The sequence below is a fragment of the Amycolatopsis sp. A1MSW2902 genome (genome assembly GCF_017312175.1).
GTDB classification, from domain to species: domain Bacteria; phylum Actinomycetota; class Actinomycetes; order Mycobacteriales; family Pseudonocardiaceae; genus Amycolatopsis; species Amycolatopsis nivea.
On the sequence record NZ_QJPO01000001.1, the window covers coordinates 6,212,002 to 6,229,450 of the forward strand.

Annotated in this window: 18 protein-coding genes and 1 pseudogene; 8 read left to right on the forward strand and 11 right to left on the reverse strand. The window is 69.0% G+C overall.

Features of this window, described 5'->3' with window-relative positions:
* Nucleotides 1-152: 152 nt before the first annotated feature.
* Nucleotides 153-1,751, forward strand: coding sequence for a DEAD/DEAH box helicase (locus DMP23_RS28500; RefSeq protein WP_337824457.1), 1,599 nt, complete (start codon nucleotides 153-155; stop codon nucleotides 1,749-1,751).
* A gap of 1,181 nt (nucleotides 1,752-2,932) precedes the next feature.
* On the forward strand, nucleotides 2,933-4,111 hold the full coding sequence (locus DMP23_RS28505; protein ID WP_337823075.1) for an Rv3212 family protein: 1,179 nt from the start codon (nucleotides 2,933-2,935) through the stop codon (nucleotides 4,109-4,111).
* Nucleotides 4,112-4,117: 6 nt separating this feature from the next.
* Here the strand turns inward: DMP23_RS28505 and DMP23_RS28510 are convergent, their stop codons facing one another.
* The 6 genes from DMP23_RS28510 to DMP23_RS28535 all read right to left on the reverse strand — a co-directional run bounded on the left by DMP23_RS28510 (nucleotide 4,118) and on the right by DMP23_RS28535 (nucleotide 8,275).
* Entirely contained in the window at nucleotides 4,118-4,579 is a 462-nt protein-coding gene (locus DMP23_RS28510) for a hypothetical protein (protein ID WP_337823076.1), read from the reverse strand.
* Between the two features lie 446 nt (nucleotides 4,580-5,025).
* Nucleotides 5,026-5,874 carry a RecB family exonuclease gene (locus DMP23_RS28515; protein ID WP_134734517.1) on the reverse strand — a complete coding sequence of 283 codons (849 nt, stop codon included), beginning with the start codon at nucleotides 5,872-5,874 and terminating at the stop codon, nucleotides 5,026-5,028.
* Between the two features lie 71 nt (nucleotides 5,875-5,945).
* Nucleotides 5,946-6,575, reverse strand: coding sequence for a MarC family protein (locus DMP23_RS28520; protein WP_009072963.1), 630 nt, complete (start codon nucleotides 6,573-6,575; stop codon nucleotides 5,946-5,948).
* Nucleotide 6,576: 1 nt separating this feature from the next.
* On the reverse strand, nucleotides 6,577-7,440 hold the full coding sequence (locus tag DMP23_RS28525) for a PHP domain-containing protein (protein ID WP_443111294.1): 864 nt from the start codon (nucleotides 7,438-7,440) through the stop codon (nucleotides 6,577-6,579).
* 66 nt (nucleotides 7,441-7,506) lie between these two features.
* Nucleotides 7,507-8,067, reverse strand: a complete 561-nt coding sequence (locus DMP23_RS28530; RefSeq protein ID WP_037353298.1) for a PH domain-containing protein — start codon at nucleotides 8,065-8,067, stop codon at nucleotides 7,507-7,509.
* Nucleotides 8,068-8,089: 22 nt separating this feature from the next.
* Nucleotides 8,090-8,275, reverse strand: a complete 186-nt coding sequence (locus tag DMP23_RS28535; RefSeq protein ID WP_037815868.1) for a hypothetical protein — start codon at nucleotides 8,273-8,275, stop codon at nucleotides 8,090-8,092.
* A 167-nt stretch (nucleotides 8,276-8,442) separates the two neighbouring features.
* On the opposite strand from DMP23_RS28535, the gene DMP23_RS28540 reads away from it, so the two are divergent.
* A complete protein-coding gene (locus tag DMP23_RS28540) occupies nucleotides 8,443-8,844 on the forward strand; it encodes an NUDIX hydrolase (protein ID WP_037815870.1) in 402 nt (133 codons plus the stop codon).
* Between the two features lie 302 nt (nucleotides 8,845-9,146).
* Here the strand turns inward: DMP23_RS28540 and DMP23_RS28545 are convergent, their stop codons facing one another.
* The gene (locus DMP23_RS28545) at nucleotides 9,147-10,259 is read right to left on the reverse strand and encodes a DUF2332 domain-containing protein (RefSeq protein WP_443111360.1); all 1,113 of its coding nucleotides are present in this window, start codon (nucleotides 10,257-10,259) and stop codon (nucleotides 9,147-9,149) included.
* Between the two features lie 30 nt (nucleotides 10,260-10,289).
* Nucleotides 10,290-10,793, reverse strand: a complete 504-nt coding sequence (locus DMP23_RS28550) for a MaoC family dehydratase (RefSeq protein ID WP_037815874.1) — start codon at nucleotides 10,791-10,793, stop codon at nucleotides 10,290-10,292.
* Between the two features lie 329 nt (nucleotides 10,794-11,122).
* Here DMP23_RS28550 and corA point away from each other — a divergent pair, with 329 nt between their 5' ends.
* The 4 genes from corA to DMP23_RS28570 all read left to right on the forward strand — a co-directional run bounded on the left by corA (nucleotide 11,123) and on the right by DMP23_RS28570 (nucleotide 14,300).
* Nucleotides 11,123-12,211, forward strand: a complete 1,089-nt coding sequence (gene corA, locus DMP23_RS28555) for a magnesium/cobalt transporter CorA (RefSeq protein ID WP_037815877.1) — start codon at nucleotides 11,123-11,125, stop codon at nucleotides 12,209-12,211.
* Between the two features lie 195 nt (nucleotides 12,212-12,406).
* The gene (locus tag DMP23_RS28560) at nucleotides 12,407-13,060 is read left to right on the forward strand and encodes a metallophosphoesterase family protein (RefSeq protein ID WP_043836938.1); all 654 of its coding nucleotides are present in this window, start codon (nucleotides 12,407-12,409) and stop codon (nucleotides 13,058-13,060) included.
* Nucleotides 13,057-13,896, forward strand: coding sequence for a chromosome partitioning protein ParB (locus tag DMP23_RS28565; RefSeq protein WP_037815882.1), 840 nt, complete (start codon nucleotides 13,057-13,059; stop codon nucleotides 13,894-13,896). The genes DMP23_RS28560 and DMP23_RS28565 overlap by 4 nt, the downstream gene beginning before the upstream one ends.
* Before the next feature lie 56 nt (nucleotides 13,897-13,952).
* Nucleotides 13,953-14,300 (forward strand): ClpX C4-type zinc finger protein, encoded by a 348-nt coding sequence (locus tag DMP23_RS28570; protein ID WP_275295314.1) that lies wholly within the window; start codon nucleotides 13,953-13,955, stop codon nucleotides 14,298-14,300.
* 56 nt (nucleotides 14,301-14,356) lie between these two features.
* Here the strand turns inward: DMP23_RS28570 and DMP23_RS28575 are convergent, their stop codons facing one another.
* Nucleotides 14,357-14,551, reverse strand: coding sequence for a PspC domain-containing protein (locus DMP23_RS28575; RefSeq protein ID WP_051172855.1), 195 nt, complete (start codon nucleotides 14,549-14,551; stop codon nucleotides 14,357-14,359).
* Between the two features lie 143 nt (nucleotides 14,552-14,694).
* Nucleotides 14,695-15,195, reverse strand: coding sequence for a DUF4265 domain-containing protein (locus tag DMP23_RS28580; protein ID WP_337823079.1), 501 nt, complete (start codon nucleotides 15,193-15,195; stop codon nucleotides 14,695-14,697).
* A 114-nt stretch (nucleotides 15,196-15,309) separates the two neighbouring features.
* On the opposite strand from DMP23_RS28580, the gene DMP23_RS28585 reads away from it, so the two are divergent.
* On the forward strand, nucleotides 15,310-16,218 hold the full coding sequence (locus DMP23_RS28585; protein ID WP_337823080.1) for a hypothetical protein: 909 nt from the start codon (nucleotides 15,310-15,312) through the stop codon (nucleotides 16,216-16,218).
* Nucleotides 16,219-16,272: 54 nt separating this feature from the next.
* Here the strand turns inward: DMP23_RS28585 and DMP23_RS28590 are convergent.
* Nucleotides 16,273-17,449: pseudogene (locus DMP23_RS28590) on the reverse strand (ABC transporter ATP-binding protein).

Consider the following 17,449-nt stretch of genomic DNA (forward strand, 5'->3'; position numbering starts at 1 on the left):
TGGTCACGAGAGAGGCGATCACCCTGACCGCAGAACAGTCCACAACCGAACAGACCGAAACCGCGCAGGCCACCGCCGCTGTCGCTCTCGAGCACAGCGAAAACGGACCGGCCGCGCTGGACACGTCGCACCCGCTGCAGGCCGGTGCCCCGGTGACCGAAGAGGCGCCGACGTTCGAGTCCTTCGGTGTGAAGCCGGAAATCGTCAAAGCGCTCGCCGAAGCGGGCATCGTGCACACGTTCGCCATCCAGGCGCTCACCCTGCCGCTCGCCATGGCCGGCGACGACCTCATCGGCCAGGCCCGCACCGGCATGGGCAAGACGCTGGGCTTCGGCGTCCCGCTGCTGCACCGCGTGCAGGTGCCCGGCGACGGCACCCCGCAGGTGCTGGTCGTGGTGCCGACGCGCGAGCTGTGCATCCAGGTCGCGAACGACCTGAAGGGAGCCGGGAAGCACCTCGGCATCCGCACGCTGGCGATCTACGGCGGGCGGCCGTACGAGCCGCAGATCGAGGCGCTGCGCAAGGGCGTCGACGTCGTCATCGGCACGCCGGGACGGCTTCTCGACCTCGCCGAGCAGCAGCACCTGGTGCTGGGCAAGATCCGCGGGCTCGTCCTGGACGAGGCCGACGAGATGCTGGACCTCGGCTTCCTGCCGGACATCGAGCGGATCCTCCGGATGGTGCCGGACGAGCGGCAGACGATGCTGTTCTCCGCCACGATGCCGGGCCCGATCATCACGCTCGCGCGCACGTTCCTGAACCAGCCCACGCACATCCGGGCCGAGGAGAACGACGCGGGCGCGATCCACGAGCGCACCTCGCAGTTCGTCTACCGGGCGCACTCGATGGACAAGACCGAGCTGATCGCGCGGGCGCTGCAGGCCGAGGGCCGCGGGCTCACGATGATCTTCAGCCGCACCAAGCGCACCGCGCAGAAGATCGCCGACGACCTGGTGGAACGCGGTTTCGCCGCGGCCGCGGTGCACGGCGACCTCGGCCAGGGCGCCCGCGAGCAGGCACTGCGCGCGTTCCGCTCGGGCAAGGTCGACGTCCTGGTCGCCACGGACGTCGCGGCGCGCGGCATCGACATCGACGACGTCACGCACGTGATCAACTACCAGTGCCCGGAGGACGAGAAGACCTACGTGCACCGCATCGGCCGCACCGGCCGCGCGGGCCGCACCGGTGTCGCGGTCACGCTCGTCGACTGGGACGAGGAACCGCGCTGGAAGCTGATCTCGGACACGCTGAACCTCGACCTGGCAGAGCCGGTGGAGACGTACTCGTCGTCGCCGCACCTGTACAGCGACCTGGGCATTCCGGAGGGCACGAAGGGCCGCCTGCCGCTGTCGAAGCGCACGCGAGCCGGCCTGTCCGCCGAGAAGGAAGAGGACCTGGGCGGCAAACGCCGAGGCCGTCGCGGTGGTAGTGGTCCTTCCTCGCCCGCCGCGGAAGAGGAAGCCCCGCGCAAGCGCAACCGCGCCCCGCGCAAACGAACCCGAGGCGGCGCCCGCTCCGCCGCGGCCATCGAAGCCGCCGACGCCGCGTCGACTGCCTCTGACCAGCAGGAAGACCGCCCCCGGACCCGCCGCCGCACCCGCTCGGGAGCAGACGCGACCGGCCCGGCGACCTCCGCGGGCAACGCCACCCCCGCGACGACGTCCGACTCCGGAGAAACCGGAGACCGCCCGGCACGCCGCCGCCGTCGCCGTCGTCCGTCCGCATCTGATACACCTGCGTCGGCAGACTGAGCGACACACCGGGAGTCAGTTACGTGAACGACCACGGGAACGGCACCGACGAAACGCCCCCCGAACCCGGATCGAACGTAGCGGGCACTCCCGCGAATCCCGACGAACGCCCCCAGCCGGATAATCCGGCCGGGGAGCACGTCCCGGACGAGGGCCCTGTTGGGGTGGGCGGGGTGCCTTCTGCTGAGCGGGGCGTTTCGTTGTCTGGGGATTCCGCTGTTGCGGGCGCTGGTTTTGGTGGGGACGCTTCGGGGTCGCAGGCCGGGGAGTCGGCCGCTTCCGCTGCCGACGGTGCTTCCGCCGCGGCAGAGGAGCCGTTTGCGGGCTCTACCGGGGCGGTTTCTGGTGCTGCTGGAAGCGCTTCCGCATCGACTGCTCCTGGCTCGCAGCCTGGAGACTCCGTCGCGCGTGATGCCGACGAACCTTCCGCCGAGCCCCATCGACCCTCCGGTGCTGCCGGAAACGCTTCCGCGGCATCGGCCGTTCCCGGCACGCAGCCCGGAGACACCGCCGCGCACGCCGCCGACGAACCTTCCGCCGAACCCCAACGGCCCTCCAGTACCGCCGGGAACGCTTCCGCGGCACCGGCCGCTCCCGGCACACAGCCCGGAAACTCCGCCGCACACGCCGCCAACGAAGCTCCCGCCGAACCCCACCGGCCCTCCAGCACCGCCGGAAACACTCCCGCAGCACCGACCGCTCCCGGCACACAGCCCGGAGACTCCGCCGAGGAAGCTCCCGCTGAGCCCCGCAGGTCCTCTGCAGTCTCCAGCGCTGCTGGAAACACTCCCGCAGCATCAGCCGTTCCTGGCTCGCACGCCGGAAACTCCGCCGCACACGCCGCCGACGAAGCTCCCGCCGAGCCTCACCAGCCCCCCGCAGGAGCCTCCCGCCCGGCCGGAGACACTCCCGCCACACCAGGCTCGCAATCCGGGCAGCCGATCGAGCCTGCGCACGAAAAGGCTTCCCCCGCAGGTGCCCACGCCGCGATCCCCCCGGTCACTCCCGAGGAGCAAACCGGCCCGATCGCGCGCGTCACCGACGAACCCGTCGGGGTCAGCAGCACCTCCGCCGAGTCCTACGGTTCCGAAAACCTCCTCCCCCGCCAGCCCGCCGCCGCGGATTCCGTTGCGCCGCCGGGTAAAGCCCGTCGCTCGCCGTGGAATCGGGGGCGGGACCGGGTGATCGCGGGGGCGATCGTGGTCGTGGTCGCGGTGGTCACCGCGATCGTCGCGGTGAACAGCGACAATCTGCACACCAGCCGCGCGCTGGCCGATCCGCCGCATGCCCTCCCCGCGCCGCCGACCTCCGTGCCTGGGTCGATGACACAGTTGTGGCAGGCCCCGAGTTCCGCGACGCCGATCCCGATCGGACAGTCCGACACCGTCACCACCGCGGACGGCAGCGAGGTCGCCGGCCGTGATCCGCTCACCGGGCAGATCCGCTGGCACTACACCCGTGAAAACCTGCAACTGTGCACTGTGGACACTGCGTGGGGCCGGGTGAACGCGGTGTACCACAAGTCCATGGGCTGCAGCGAGGTCACGCAGCTCGACCCCGCCACCGGCCGCATCACTGCTCAGCGCAACGGCGACGCCGAACTGGGCACCCGCCTGATCAACGACGGCAGCCACGTCACGACGACCGGCAAACATCTCCTCGACACGTGGCGCGACGATCTCGTGAAGAGCATGGAGTACGGCAAAGTCCCCTTCCTGCAAAACGCGAACAAACAACCCCGCCCCAACTGCACTTACGGCACGGTAGCAGCGGGTGCCGACAAAATCGGCGTGATCGAACGCTGCCCCGGCGATCGCACGGACCGCCTGACCGTCTACAAGGCGACCGCCGAGCACGAGGACGAACCGAAGGTCACCTACACCGCCCTGCTGGCCGGCAAACGAGCCCGGGTCATCGCGATGTCGGGCGACCTCACCGGCGTGCTGCTGCCCGACCAGAAGCTGTACGTCGTGTACGGCGCGGACGGTTCGCAAAAAGCCGCCTACCCCATGGATCTCCCCGATGCGGACACCGCAAACGACCCAGTCGGCGGCACCGAGGCGACGACCCGCACCGCCGCGGGGATCTACTGGTACACCGGCTCCAAAACCGTTGCCCTGTCCCGAGACGACCTGTCTCCGCGCTGGACCCTCGACGGCACGCTCGGCCCGGGAATCACCTTCGCGACCCAGTTGGTAGTGCCTATCCGCGGCGGCCTGGCCGTGCTGAACGAAATGAACGGCGCAACGCTGCGCACAGTCGGCATCGACCGCGGTGCCTACACGGGCCCAGTCCGCCTCACCGCACTAGGCCCGGTACTGCTGGAACAACGCGGCCCGACCCTCGCCGCCCTGCGCTGACTTCCCTCAGAACCACCACAACAGACTGAACGCAACTCCCGCGACGACCAGCACCCCGGCCCCCGCCCCGACCGCCAATTTCCCGACGCGACGGTCGGCAACCCGTTGCAGCACAAGCGCAATCACCGCGGCGACGGGATGCCCGACCAGCTTGAGCGGGCCCGGCCCGGGTGCTCCGTTGACGAGGCACAACACGCCGACCACGAGCACCCCGAGGGCCAGGACCGCCAGGCCCGCGGCGACCGACCCGGTGAACCCACGCCACCACCGCCCACGCGGCTTGCGTGACGACTCATGGCGCTCGGGTGCCGCCTTGGCTGGCGCTTCGTCTTCGCCGGTCGCGTCGTCGCGCGCGGGTGATTCATGGATAACCGCATCCTCGCCAGGCACAAGACCATCGGCGGCGGTCGAGTCATGGATAACCTCGAACCCGGCGCTGTCCTCCGCCGCCGAACTCCGCGACGCCATCGCAGCCCGCTTCACCTCAGAACCAGCCAGAGCAGCACCCTCCGCCGCTGAACTCCGCGACGCCATCGCAGTCCGCTTCGCCTCAGAACCAGTCAGAGCAGCATCCTCCGCCGCAACACCGCTGCCCCATGCCGCGCTATCGCTTCCACCATGCGACATCGCGGCACCGCGCGTGTCCGCACGGCCGTTCCCCGCCGTGCTGACCGCATGCGAGCTGGCGTCCTTGACACGACGACCGTCACGAACCCCGCCAGATCCCGCGGCAAGATTCGTCGACACAGCAGCAGAATCCTTCCTTGCTACGCCGTGAACCGACCCATCACCCGCGACTCCACGGCCCCGGCCAGCGTCGCAACCATGCGCAGCACCAGCCCCGCCGCGGGACGGTTTTTCGATGTCCGGTGACGCCACGATCCTCGGGTCCAATCCACGTCTCGGGAAACCCCCTACGGCGCAAGCAAATCCCACGGTTGCGCGGCAGGGGCGGTCTGCTGTCCCGCCACGCAGCTCGGGCGGAAGTCGCACCATGCGCAGCGGCGGTCGGGGCGGGCGGGGAACAACGTGTCTCCGTCGCCGCCTGCGTCAAGGGTATCTGCTGCCAACCGCAAATCCCCCGCGGTCTCCTCGGCGCGTTCCAGGTGGCGCTTCAAGGTTTCCGGCGTGTGTTCCGCCGCGGCGATCGTGCCGGACGGCAAATGGTGCAGCTCGACCTTCGTGCACGGCATGCGCAACGTGCGCGTGGCCGCCACGGCGTACATCGCCAGCGCTTGCGACGCGCGGGCCTCGTGTTCGTCCGGGGCTCGGCGGCCGGTTTTGTAGTCCACGATCACCAGTTCGCCGCCGCGCTGGTCGATCCGGTCGGCTCGGCCTTCGATGATCATCGTCGGGCGGCCGCCGGTGGTGCTGACCGGGGCGGACACCCAGCGTTCCAGGCCGACCGGGTCGTCGCTGACGTCGTTGTCCTCCACGTACTCCGCGACCCAGCCCTTCGCGCGCGCACGGTAGCGCGCGGCCTGCTCGTCGTCGGCGAAACCCGCGTCTTTCCAGTGCTCGGCCACCAGCGCGATCCCGCGCTGCGGCGTCCGTTTCGCCACTGGCAGGTCGAAAAGCGCCCGCAACGCGTTGTGCACCACCGCGCCCAGCGTGCTGTGCGCCCACGGCCCGGTGCGCTGCGGTGTCGGCCGGTCGAGATAAGCCAGCCGGTACCGGCGCGGGCAATCGTCAAAGGTGCTCAGCCGCGCGGGCGAGACCTTGGTGAGCCGCTGCGGTTGCTCGACGCCGAAGTCGAACCCCATCTGTTCTTTCACGCCGCCCCCTTCCATCGACGCCCACGCTACGCACCACCACCGACACTTTCCGGCGTGGGCTAGCCGCCCGCGATGAAGCCCTGCACCGAATTCGCGACCAGCTCGACGGCGATCGCGGCGAGCAGCAGGCCGGCGATCTTCGCCAGCAGCGTGATGCCGCTTTCCTTGATCAGCCGGATGACCACGCCGGAGAACCGCATGCAGGTGTACAGCACGAAATGCACGGTCACGATCGCGAGCGCCAGCGCGATGTACGCGCCGAGGTGCCCGTCGGCCTGCCGGACGAACACGATGGTCGCCGCGATCGCGCCCGGACCGGCCAGCAGGGGCGTGCCGAGCGGGACGAGGGCGACGTTGACGTCCTCGGCCGCCTCGGGCTCGTTGCTGCCCGCGTTGCTGGTGAGCAATTGCAGCGCGATCAGCAACAGCAGCAAGCCGCCCGCGCCCTGCAGTGCCGGGATGCCGATGCCCAGATACGCCAGGATCGCCTGCCCGGCCACCGCGAACAGCGAGATGACCAGCAGCGACACCAGCACCGCCTGCCGGGCCGCTTTCACCCGCGTCGCCATCGGCTTGCGGCCGACCAGGCTCAGGAACACCGGCACGGTGCCCGGCGGGTCCATGATCACGACGAGGGTGATCGTCGCGCTCATGAAGAGCTTCGCGTCGAAGAAATCCGAGACGGCCATCTCAGCCTTTCACCACTTGGAAGCCGGTCGCCCGCCCCACCAATTCCTCCAGCTGGTCCGGTTCGGTCGTCTCCTGGCCGAGCCCGATGGTCTTGTTCGTGCCGTGGTAATCGCTGGACCCGGTGCGGACCAGGCCCAGCTCGTCGGCCAGTTCCCGGGTGCGCGCCCGGGTGGCCGGATCGTGGTTGGGATGGTTGACCTCGACGCCGGTCAGCCCGCGCGCCGCCAGGTCACGCAGGGTGTCCTCGCTGATCGTCGCGCCGCGGCTGAAGGCGAAGGGGTGCGCGATCACGGTAACCCCGCCTGCCGCGGTCACCATGTCGATCGCGTCCTCGACCGGAGTGTCGCGGCGCGCGACGTAATAGCCGCGACGGCTGTGCAGATAGTCGCTGAACGCCTCGTCGACGGAGCTGACCAGCCCGGCGCGGACGAGCGCCTGCGCGAGGTGCGGCCGCCCCGCGGGCGAGTCCGCCGGCAGCAGGCCCAGGATCTCGTCGGCGTCGACCGGGAGGCCGTCGGCGGCCATCCGCTCGGCCATCCGCCGCAACCGGGTGCGCCGTTCGATCCGCAGCCGCGTCTGTTCCGCGACGATCGCGGGCGCGGCCGGGTCGAAGAGGTACGCGAGCAGGTGCACGCTGATTTCGTAACCGGTGTCCGGGTCGATCGAGACCGTCGACAGTTCCGCGCCCGGCACCAGCGTCAGGCCGGCGGGCAGGGCCTCGGCGGCCGGTTCCCAGCCCGCGGTGGTGTCGTGGTCGGTGATCGCGACGACGTCGAGACCGGCACGCGCGGCAGCGCCGACGAGCTCGGCAGGGCTGTCGGTACCGTCGGAGGCCGTGGAGTGGGCGTGCAGGTCGATGCGCATCGGACCCATTCTCGACGATGCGCTGCGTCACCTCGGCACCGGGACCAGGGCCGACGCGCCCCGAGGTCAGCCGACCGGCTTCTTGCCCCGCGCCGCGCGCTGCGCCTTGATCATCGAGAACCGTTCGGCCTGCTTCTGCTTGTCGCCGAACACGAGCTCGGAGATCGTGTCGTAGAACTCCTCGGGCCGCGGCAGGTAGTCGATCCGGTTCAGCGCCTGGATCTGGCCCGCCGATTCGACGACCATCGTGCCGTAGCCCAGCATCCGGCCCCAGGCCGAACGCTGGTAGGTGAGGTCGGTGACCTTGCTGATCGGCATCATCAGCACCTTGGTGGTGAAGACGCCGGTGGTCATCACGAACCGTTTGTCGGTGACGACCAGCCGTTCGACCCACCACTCGATGATCACGTAGGCGAACCGCAGCACCACCGCCAGCGCGACGTACCAGAGGATGTTCTGCACCACCCACAGCGAGGGCGGCAGCAGATACGACACCAGCACGCACACGATCAGCAGCGCGGCTGCCTCGAACGTGTCCCAGAGGAGCACCGCCCAGTGGCGGCGGATCCGGATGACCCGCCGCTCGGTGTCGAGAAGGTACTCGTCAGGGTCGCGTGGCGCGAACATGGTTCGAGGGTATCCCCTGTCGTCAGTGGAAGATGTTGCTGACGAACGTGATCACCGATTCGGCCGAGCTGCGGAGGAAGTCCACAATGTTGCTGACAAGACCAGCAGCATGGCCCGGCTGAGCGATCACGAAGAACAGCACCAACGCGATACCCACGAGTCCCGCAAGCTTCTTCGCGTTCACAGCGATCAATCCCGTCTCTTCCATGACACCCGGAAAACTGACTTTCTACGTTGTACCGCACTGACCACTCACGCGGGAGGAAAGTCCCGCGCATGGGTCAGCCAGGCGCTCGAAGTGTACCGTACGGCTACTCTCCGTGTACAGGTTCCCGAACGCTAGGGGGCGCGGCCGGGTTCGGCTACCTTCGTGGCATGGACGGCCTCGAGCGCTGCGTGGGCGGAATTGTGTTCGACGACCAGGGCAGACTCCTGCTCATCCGGCGCGCGAACGATCCGGGCAAAGGCCAGTGGTCGCTGCCCGGCGGCCGGGTGGAACCGGGCGAAACGGACCACGAAGCAGTGGTCCGGGAGCTCCGCGAGGAGACCGGGCTCGACGTGAGACCGCACACACTGGCCGGCTCGGTCGTCCGCGGCAACTACGACATCCACGACTACGAATGCACGTGGACCGGCGGAATCCTCACCGCGGGCGACGACGCCACCGACGCGCGGTGGGTCAACTCGGCCGAACTGGTCAATCTGGACGAAGCGGGCCACCTGGTGGACCAGTTGCTCATAACGCTGCGTGACTGGAATGAGTGGCCCGCCGCGTAATCCGGAGCGGCTATTTCCGTATTGCCTCCGGCGGCGTCCGCGATTGCGAACGCATTGCGGAGTTGTCGGAAAGTTTCCCCATCGTTCAAGCATCCGCGATGAGCACGGAAAATGCGCGGAACGCGTATTCGATATCGCCGGACGCGCATCCGTCCGGCGGCGCGGGCGCGTGCGGGACAGTGTGACTGATGGGGTGAATGTGACACACGTTACTCACGGCGCCCGAGCGATGCCGAGTGGCACCGAGCGACGTCGTGCGCGGCGATCACGGTTCCAGCCGCGGTCGCCGCGCACGAATCAGCTCACGGCAGCCAGGTCATCCGCTGCCCGTGCGGCGCCGTCCTGGCCAGCGCGCGGGCCTCGGGTTCCCCGCCGACCCAGCTCGTCAGCCCCAGCACCGCCATCGCGGGCTCGCCGGCGGCCGCGTCGTCCGAGGACAGGTCGTCCCGGCCGGGCAAGACGGTCTCCAGCCCGGCCCGGTAGAACTCCTGGCTCACCCACCACACCGGCCGGGACGAGGACAGCCGCGCCAGCTCGGCCACGAAGTCCGCCCGCCGGTCCCCGAGATACGCCAGCGCGTGACTCGTCAGCACCACCAGCGGCAGTTCCTCGGGCAGTCGCGCGGCCGCCGAGGCCAGGTCGTCCACCGCGTCCCCGGCGATCAGCTCCGGCGCGTGCTTCCGCTGTTCCGCGGCAGCCGTGCGCAGCAGCCGGATCCGGTCGACCTGGTCGGCCCAGACGCACGCCTCCAGCCACGCCAGTTCGTCCTCGTCGGAGAGGTCCACCGGTGCCCGGTCCAGGCCCGCTCGGGCCGCCACAGCGACCTTCTTCGGCAGCTTGGGCAGCTTCGCACCAGGCGCGACGTCGATCGCGCAGTGCAGCCCGACAGCGGCCTTCGCCGGACCCGCCGCGAGCTGTTCGCCGCCGTCACACTGGTAGCGGTAGCCGAACCGGTCGAGCCCCAGCAGCAACCCCGCGCTGCAGCCGACCTCGAGCAGCGCGATCTTGCCGCCCGCTTCCTTCGCCGCCGCCGTGACCGCCGGGTACAGCAGCGCGGCGCGGCGCACCTCGTTCGTCTGCGTGTAGCGGGTCGAGATGATCTCGCGGGCCTGGTCCGCGCGTTCCAGCAGGAACGAGCGGAACAACGGCCACGTCTCGCTGTCGACGCCGTCGAAACCGCCGACCGACGGGTAGTACCGCGACAGCGGATGGATCGGATCCGCCTGCACCAGCCGGTGCGCGGCGGCGAACAGCAACGTCCCGCGCGCTTCGCCGCCGCGAGCGTCGGTCAGCAGCGCGGCGACGTCGTCGTCCTCGGCCGCGTGCGTGGCGAGGTGGTCATACAGCGGCGAAACCCCGCGCGCCTCCACCTCGGCGAACTTGCGCAGCGTCTGCTTGATCTTCTCCAGGGCGATGGCCACCCGTGCTCCCCTTCGGCGGATCGATCACTCGTGCGGCGTCGGACGGCCGGGCTGCTCCCCGCCGCGGGTGTCGCCGTAGGACCGCTTCGGCACCATCACTTTGCGCCGGAAAATGCACACGATGGTGCCGTCCTGTTTGTACCCTCGCGTCTCGACGTACACCACTCCCCGGTCGTCCTTGGACTTCGACGGGGTCTTGTCGAGCACCTCGGTCTCGCCGTAGATCGTGTCGCCGTGGAACGTCGGCTTGACGTGCTTGAGCGATTCGACCTCGAGGTTCGCGATGGCCTTCCCCGACACGTCGGGCACCGACATGCCGAGCAGCAGCGAGTAGATGTAGTTGCCGACCACGACGTTCTTGCCGAAATCGGTCGTCTCGCCCGCGTAGTGCGCGTCCAGGTGCAGCGGGTGGTGGTTCATCGTGATCAGGCAGAACAGATGGTCGTCGTATTCGGTGACGGTCTTGCCGGGCCAGTGCTTGTAGACCGCGCCGACCTCGAACTCCTCGTAATACCGGCCGAATTGCACGCTTGCGCCTCCTGTCCGGGTAACACCTGCCGAACCAGGTGCGACACGTATCCGTGGTGAGGAGTACCCTCGACCATCGGTGATCGCGCGTCAACGCGACCCCTGCCACTTCGCACGCCCTGGCGTGTCCCGGCCGAAAGGAGGTGAGGAACCGCTCATGAGCAGTGGTGATAGTCCGCTCCCTAGTAGTACGTGCGTTCCCGCCTCGCCGGCCGGCCTTTCCCCTTCCTGGTAGCCCGCGTCCGGGAACTCACGGTGCCGCCGGACGGACCCCCGCAGTCCGCCTGGCCGTCGTCTTCGTGCTTCACGACGCCTGCCCAGGAGAACCCATGCCTGCCATTCCCTCGCTAGGCGGCCTTCGCGGCCGCGGCAACAACCGGGCCAAGGCCAATCTCGACCGGCCGATCCCGGTGCCGCTGTCGGCCTATGTCGTCGATTGCGCGGTGTATGTCGACGGCAAGCGGCTGCCCGGGCGCTGGACGCACGCCGAGGCGATCCGCGAGGTGCGCAAGCGCCACGCGGGTTTCGTCTGGATCGGCTTGCACGAGCCCGATTCCGACCAGATCCAGGGCATCGCGGACACCTTCGGCCTGCACGAACTGGCCGTCGAGGACGCGCTGGAGGCGCATCAGCGGCCGAAGCTGGAGCGCTACGACGACACGCTGTTCCTGGTGCTGAAGACAGTCCGTTACGTCGAGCACCAGTCGCCGACCACGGCGAACGAGATCGTGGAAACCGGCGAGCTGATGGTGTTCCTCGGCCGCGATTTCGTGATCACCGTCCGGCACGGGAACCACTCCGGGCTCGCCCGGCTGCGCCGCGACCTCGACGACGACCCGGAGCGGCTCGCCCTCGGCGCGGCGGCGGTCGTGCACGCGATCGCCGACCACGTGGTCGACCACTACCTGGAGGTCACCAGCCGGATCGAGGCGGACATCGACGAGATCGAGGCGCAGGTGTTCGCGCCGCGTTCGTCGGTGAGCGCCGAGCAGATCTACCTGATGAAGCGGGAAGTGCTCGAACTGCGGCGCGCGGTGGTCCCGCTCGCCACGCCGGTGTCGCGGCTCGCCGAGGGCTACACGCGGCTGGTGCCCGACGAGGTCCGCTCGTATTTCCGCGACGTCGCCGACCACCTCGCCACCGTGTCCGAACGCGTGGCGGCGTTCGACGAACTGCTCAGCACCCTGGTCGACGCGACGGTCGCGAAGATCTCGCTGCAGCAGAACACCGACATGCGCAAGATCACCGCGTGGGCGGCGATCATCACGGTGCCCACGATGGTCGCGGGCATCTACGGCATGAACTTCGACTACATGCCCGAACTGCACTGGCAGTTCGGCTATCCGATCGTGGTCACGATCATTCTCGCGATCTGTCTGCTGCTGTACCGAATATTCCGGAAGAACGGCTGGCTGTAGCCGCCCTCGCGGTCCCCTTTTCTTCCCCCGGTCGCAGGAGGTTTGTCTCGTCATGTCCCGGTTGCTGTCCAACCTCAAGTTCTGGGCTCTCGCCCTCTGCCTCGTCTGGATCGTCGGCATCGTCGCGATGATCGCGCTCAACCCCGGGTTCGCGCACGGCATGAAGTGACGCCGCGTGCGCCGTAACCTTGGCGCATGCCGAAAGCGCTGGTGGTGGCCGACGAGGCCGACGAGCGGCTGTGGACCTCCGCGGTCCGCTCGCTGCGGGTCGACCTCGTCGTCGCCGCCGGCGATCTGCCGTTCGCGTATCTCGAGTTCCTCGCCGGCATGCTCGACGTGCCGTGCGTGTTCGTCCCCGGCAATCACGACCCGGATCTGAGCGGCTTCACCCGCTACGGCGGACTGTCCATGAAGGACGGTTTCCCGACCGAATGGCCCGGCCCGGCGGGCGGGATCAACGCCGACGGCCGGATCGTCGACGTCGCCGGTCTCCGCATCGCCGGGCTCGGCGGTTCGATCCGCTACCGCGACGGCCCGAATCAGTGGACGCAGCGGCAGCAGGCGCGCCGGGCCCGGCGGCTGGAGCGCCGGTTCCGCTGGCGGAAATGGCGCGACGGCAACGGAATCGACATCCTGCTGACGCATTCGCCGCCGCGGCATCTCGGCGACCGCGAAGACCCGCCGCACCAAGGTTTCACCTGTCTGCACCGAACGATCGACACCCTGCGGCCGCAGTGGCTGCTGCACGGACACATCCACCCGCACGGCGAACCGGTGCCCGATCGCGTGGCAGGCCGTACCCGGATCCGCAATGTGGTGGGCTATCAGGTGATGGAGTTCCCGCGATGACCCGACCGACCGGTTTCCCGCGTGCCGACGCCGAAAACGACTTCCTGCGCGCCCGCCGCAGGCAGGTGCTGTCGCGGCTTTCCACGTGGCTGCGCCGCGAACCCGACGACGTCAACATCATGCTGCCCTTCCACGAAGTGGTGCAGGCGCTCGGTTACGTCAGCGAGGCGCGGATCGGGACGCGAGTGATCACTTTGGACTCGATCGTCGGCACCGTCGACCGGAGCCGCGATTTCGACCGCCGCTTCCGTCCGACGTCCGCCCGCGTCCGGCAACGCTGGGAACGGCTCGCCCTGGCCGCCCGGCGCGGCGAAGCGATCCCGCCGATCGAGGTGTACCGGATCGGCGAGCTGCACTTCATCATCGACGGCCACCACCGGGTTTCGGTCGCGCTGGCGCAAGGACTGTCCACAATAGAAGCTTCGGTGACGGTCGTGCGCACCAAACTGGACCCGAGCGGCATCCGGTATCGCGGCGACCTGATCGTGAAGGACTACCGGCGGCTGTTCCTGGAACGAGTCCCGCTGTCCGGACACGCTCGCGCGTCGGTGCTGATGACGGATCCGTGGAACTACGCGCAACTCGGCGAGCACGTCGAAGCGTGGGGTTTCCGGCTCATGCAGGACGAAGGCCGGTTCACCGACCGCGCGACCGTCGCGCAACGCTGGTTCGACGAGGAATTCACGCCGGTGGTGGCGATGCTGCGGCAAGCGGATCTGATCGGCGACCGCACCGAGGCCGAGGCGTACCTGTGGGTCGCGTGCGAGCGGTACCGGCTGATCCGGACGCATCGCTGGGACGAGGAGGTCATCGAGACGCTGCGCGCCCAGCAGTGACTTGTCAGGCCACTCCTGACGTGTCAGGATAATCCTGACACGTCAGGAGGTTGCCGATGACTTCGTACTGCTCGTTCTGCCTCAAACCGGCCGACGAGGTGGCCAAGCTGATCGCCGGCTCCGGCGTCTACATCTGCGACGGCTGCGTCGGATTGTGCGAACAGATCCTGGCCGGGAAACACGAGCCGGGAACGCCCGAGGTGACGCTGTGGGAGCGGAAGACGGACGAGGAGATCCTGGAGAGCATCCCGCGGATGGCGAAGGTCAGCGCGCAGACGGACGCGCGGATCCAGGAACAGGTGGACCTGCTGCGGACGCGCGGCGTGGCGTGGGCGCGGATCGGCGAGGCGCTCGGGGTGACGCGGCAATCGGCCTGGGAGCGGTTTTCCGCCGAGCGGAAATGAGAAGGGCCCCCTCCCGTCTGGCGGCGGGAGGGGGCCGATCGAGCTCGAGGGTCTGCTCAGTCGTTGGGGATGATGGCCCAGAGGATCAGGTACGCGACGAACTGCGGCCCCGGAAGCAGGCACGACAGCAGCGCGAGCACCCGGACCTTGCCCGGCGTGGTCCCGAAGCGGCGGGCGAGCCCGGCGCAGACGCCGCCGATCATGCGCCCCTCCCGCGGCCGGCTCAACCGGCGAGTGACAGGTGCGGTCATCGTGTTCCCCTCCCGTTTGGGTTCGTACCTCTATGTCACCACGTCCGGCGTCCGGGCACATCGCTCCGGGGGACGATCTGGACCCCTAAGGGGTTGGGGCGCGGCGGTGGGGAGAAGTCGGGGTCGGGGCGGGAACTCGCAGGTCAGGATCCGGCCGCGAGCCATTCGTCGCTGACGCAGCCCTCCTCGTAGGCCCACGAACCGTCCGCCCGGCCCTCCTGCAGCGCACGCTTCGCCTCGGCGAGGTTCGCTCCCGGCGGGACCGTGAACCCGACCATGCCGAATTGGCTGAGCTGTTCGCCCTCGAAGCCGAACGGGGCGAAATGGTCGATCGCTCGGCCGAGGTCGCCGCCGAACGGGCCGTCCGCCCAGACGATCATCCGAATGGTGCAGTTCCCGGACCATTCCACCCGTTCGACCAGCCGGAGCACCCCCGCCTCGTCCCGCTCGACGCGGAAGACGTCGCCTTCGGCGGCGCCCCGGGCGAACCACGGAATGGTGGCCAGCCGGACGTGATCCAGTCCGAGCGGGACCGCCCACAGCCCTTCCCGGCTCACCGGCGGCCAGTCGTCGCCCTCGGAAGGGAGTTCGAACACCACCTTGACGTGGGCCGGCTGATCAAGGTCGGCGGATTGTTCAGGCACCGCCGTATCCTGCCACCCGTCCGAAACCGCCCGACCAGCGGTGATGACACAGCGAAGTGTGGGATTTCCCGGCGAGGGCTGGCTTTTTCGCCACTCACGGTGATACTGCACCCCGTGCGTAACCCACTCGGAGTCCTCGCAGTCGGCTGTTCGGTGCTTCTCGCCGCGACGGCCGGATGTGCCGCGGAGTCTGCCCCGACGACGACGCAGGCGCAGTCCACGCCGGTGCCCTTGACCGCGATCTCGGCGCTCGGGGACTTCGCCACGCTCGACTACTGCAGCCTGCTCGACCCGAAACGGCTCAAGAACAGCACTGCCGACACGCCAGATTCCTCGTTCACCGCTTGCCAAGCGGACTTCGTGCAGGCCGGGCGGCCCCGGACGGTCACCATCGGGCCGCTTGCCGCCGATCGCGATCCTAATGTGCAGGCTTACGCGTACCCGGGTCAGGTGCCGGACGGGGTTTCGGTGCAGCAGGCCGGGTTCGTGCCCCCGCGGACGTGCGGACGGGCCGTCACATTCGCCGACGGGGTTCGGCTTGCCGTCTCGATCACGGACAAGGACGACAGCGGCAGTGCGGAGGATCGGTGTACCGCGGCGGACGACGTGGTCGGCGGGGTGCTGGACGCGGTGACCGGCAACCGGGTGCGGCATCCGCAGTTGCCGGACCGGTCGTGGGGCCGGGTGGATTCCTGCGCGATCCTCAGCGCGTCCGGGGCGCAGGGTGCCGACGCGACGGCCGGGTTCGCCGGGCATTCCTGCATCCTCGACAAGGTGAGCCTGGAGTTCGCGGTGGTGCGGCAGGCTCCGGCGGGGCCGTCGGAAACGCTCGGCAACCGGACCGCACGGGTGGCGGCCGACGGAGCGTTCTGCCGCGTCCGGACGGTGCAGCCCTCCCCGGCCACTCCGGGACGCGCGGAGCAGGCGACGGTGAGCGTGGTCGACACCAGCGGCGCAGGCGGGGAAGCTGCTTGCCCCGCCGCCCGCACCGCTGCTGCGACGATCTTTTCGCGGATCCCGTGAAGGGCTCCTTGACGGAATCTGATTCCCTCAAGGAGCCCTTCACGGACCGGCGGCTCAGTCGGAGTAGGTGACGTTCCGGCCGTCGGACGGGTCGAAGAGCTTCACCTTGTCCGCGTCGAACCACATCTGCAGGTCCTGGTTCTCCGCGGCCGCCGATTCGGCCGACAGCCGGGCCACGATCAGCGATTCCGCGCCGGGGACGTCGGCCGAACCGCTGTCCGCGGCCAGTTCCGCCAGTTCGGCCGAGGTCGCGGCTTCGCCGTCCACGGTGAAGTGCGCGAACTTCTCCGAACCCATCGACTCCAGGACGTCCACGTGCGCGGTGAACGTCGCGCCCTCCCGGCCCGATTCGACCAGGGCGGCGTCCTCGAAGTGCTCCGGGCGGATGCCCATGATCACCTCGCGCGGGGCGTTCGCCGCCTCGGCCATCCGGCGGATCCGGTCGGTCAGCGGGGTGGTGCCCAGCGAACTGCGCAGCTCGCCGTTTTCCAGCGTCGCGGGAACGAAGTTCATCGACGGGGAGCCGATGAACCCGGCCACGAACAGGTTCGCCGGGTTGTCGTAAAGGAACTGCGGCGAACCGATCTGCTGCACATACCCGGCCCGCAGCACCACGACGCGGTCGCCGAGGGTCATCGCCTCGGTCTGGTCGTGCGTGACGTACAGCGTGGTCGTGCCGAGCTGCTTCTGGATCTTCGACACCGACGTCCGCATCTGGCCGCGCAGTTTGGCGTCCAGGTTGGACAGCGGCTCGTCCATCAGGAACGCCTTGGGGGTTGCGGACGATCGCCCGGCCCATCGCCACCCGCTGCCGCTGCCCGCCGGACAGGTTGGCCGGTTTGCGGTCGAGATGCTGGGTCAAGTCGAGGATCTGCGCCGCTTCCTCCACTTTGGACCGGACGATCTTGTCGTCCACTTTGGCCAGCCGCAGCGGGAACGCCATGTTCTCCCGCACGCTCATGTGCGGGTACAGCGCGTACGACTGGAACACCATCGCGATGTCCCGGTCCTTCGGAGCCTTCTCGTTGACCCGCTTGCCGTCGATGCGCAGTTCGCCCGAGGAGATGTCCTCCAGTCCGGCGACCATGTTGAGCGTGGTCGACTTCCCGCAGCCGGACGGGCCGACGAGGATGATGAACTCGCCGTCGGCGATCGTGATGTCCACTTCGGACACCGCGAGCGCGCCGTCGGGGTAGCGCTTGGAAACCTTGTCGAGAACGATTTCAGCCAT

Excerpts from the sequence above, each read along its gene's own strand:
- DMP23_RS28560 (WP_043836938.1), top strand. The coding sequence starts at position 12,407 with ATGCCGAAAGCGCTGGTGGTGGCCGACGAGGCCGACGAGCGGCTGTGG.
- DMP23_RS28535 (WP_037815868.1), bottom strand. The coding sequence starts at position 8,275 with ATGGAAGAGACGGGATTGATCGCTGTGAACGCGAAGAAGCTTGCGGGA.
- DMP23_RS28515 (WP_134734517.1), bottom strand. The coding sequence starts at position 5,874 with ATGGGGTTCGACTTCGGCGTCGAGCAACCGCAGCGGCTCACCAAGGTC.
- DMP23_RS28525 (WP_443111294.1), bottom strand. The coding sequence starts at position 7,440 with ATGCGCATCGACCTGCACGCCCACTCCACGGCCTCCGACGGTACCGAC.
- DMP23_RS28540 (WP_037815870.1), top strand. The coding sequence starts at position 8,443 with ATGGACGGCCTCGAGCGCTGCGTGGGCGGAATTGTGTTCGACGACCAG.
- DMP23_RS28530 (WP_037353298.1), bottom strand. The coding sequence starts at position 8,067 with ATGTTCGCGCCACGCGACCCTGACGAGTACCTTCTCGACACCGAGCGG.
- DMP23_RS28565 (WP_037815882.1), top strand. The coding sequence starts at position 13,057 with ATGACCCGACCGACCGGTTTCCCGCGTGCCGACGCCGAAAACGACTTC.
- DMP23_RS28510 (WP_337823076.1), bottom strand. The coding sequence starts at position 4,579 with ATGGCGTCGCGGAGTTCGGCGGCGGAGGACAGCGCCGGGTTCGAGGTT.
- DMP23_RS28520 (WP_009072963.1), bottom strand. The coding sequence starts at position 6,575 with ATGGCCGTCTCGGATTTCTTCGACGCGAAGCTCTTCATGAGCGCGACG.
- corA (WP_037815877.1), top strand. The coding sequence starts at position 11,123 with ATGCCTGCCATTCCCTCGCTAGGCGGCCTTCGCGGCCGCGGCAACAAC.
- DMP23_RS28575 (WP_051172855.1), bottom strand. The coding sequence starts at position 14,551 with ATGACCGCACCTGTCACTCGCCGGTTGAGCCGGCCGCGGGAGGGGCGC.
- DMP23_RS28570 (WP_275295314.1), top strand. The coding sequence starts at position 13,953 with ATGACTTCGTACTGCTCGTTCTGCCTCAAACCGGCCGACGAGGTGGCC.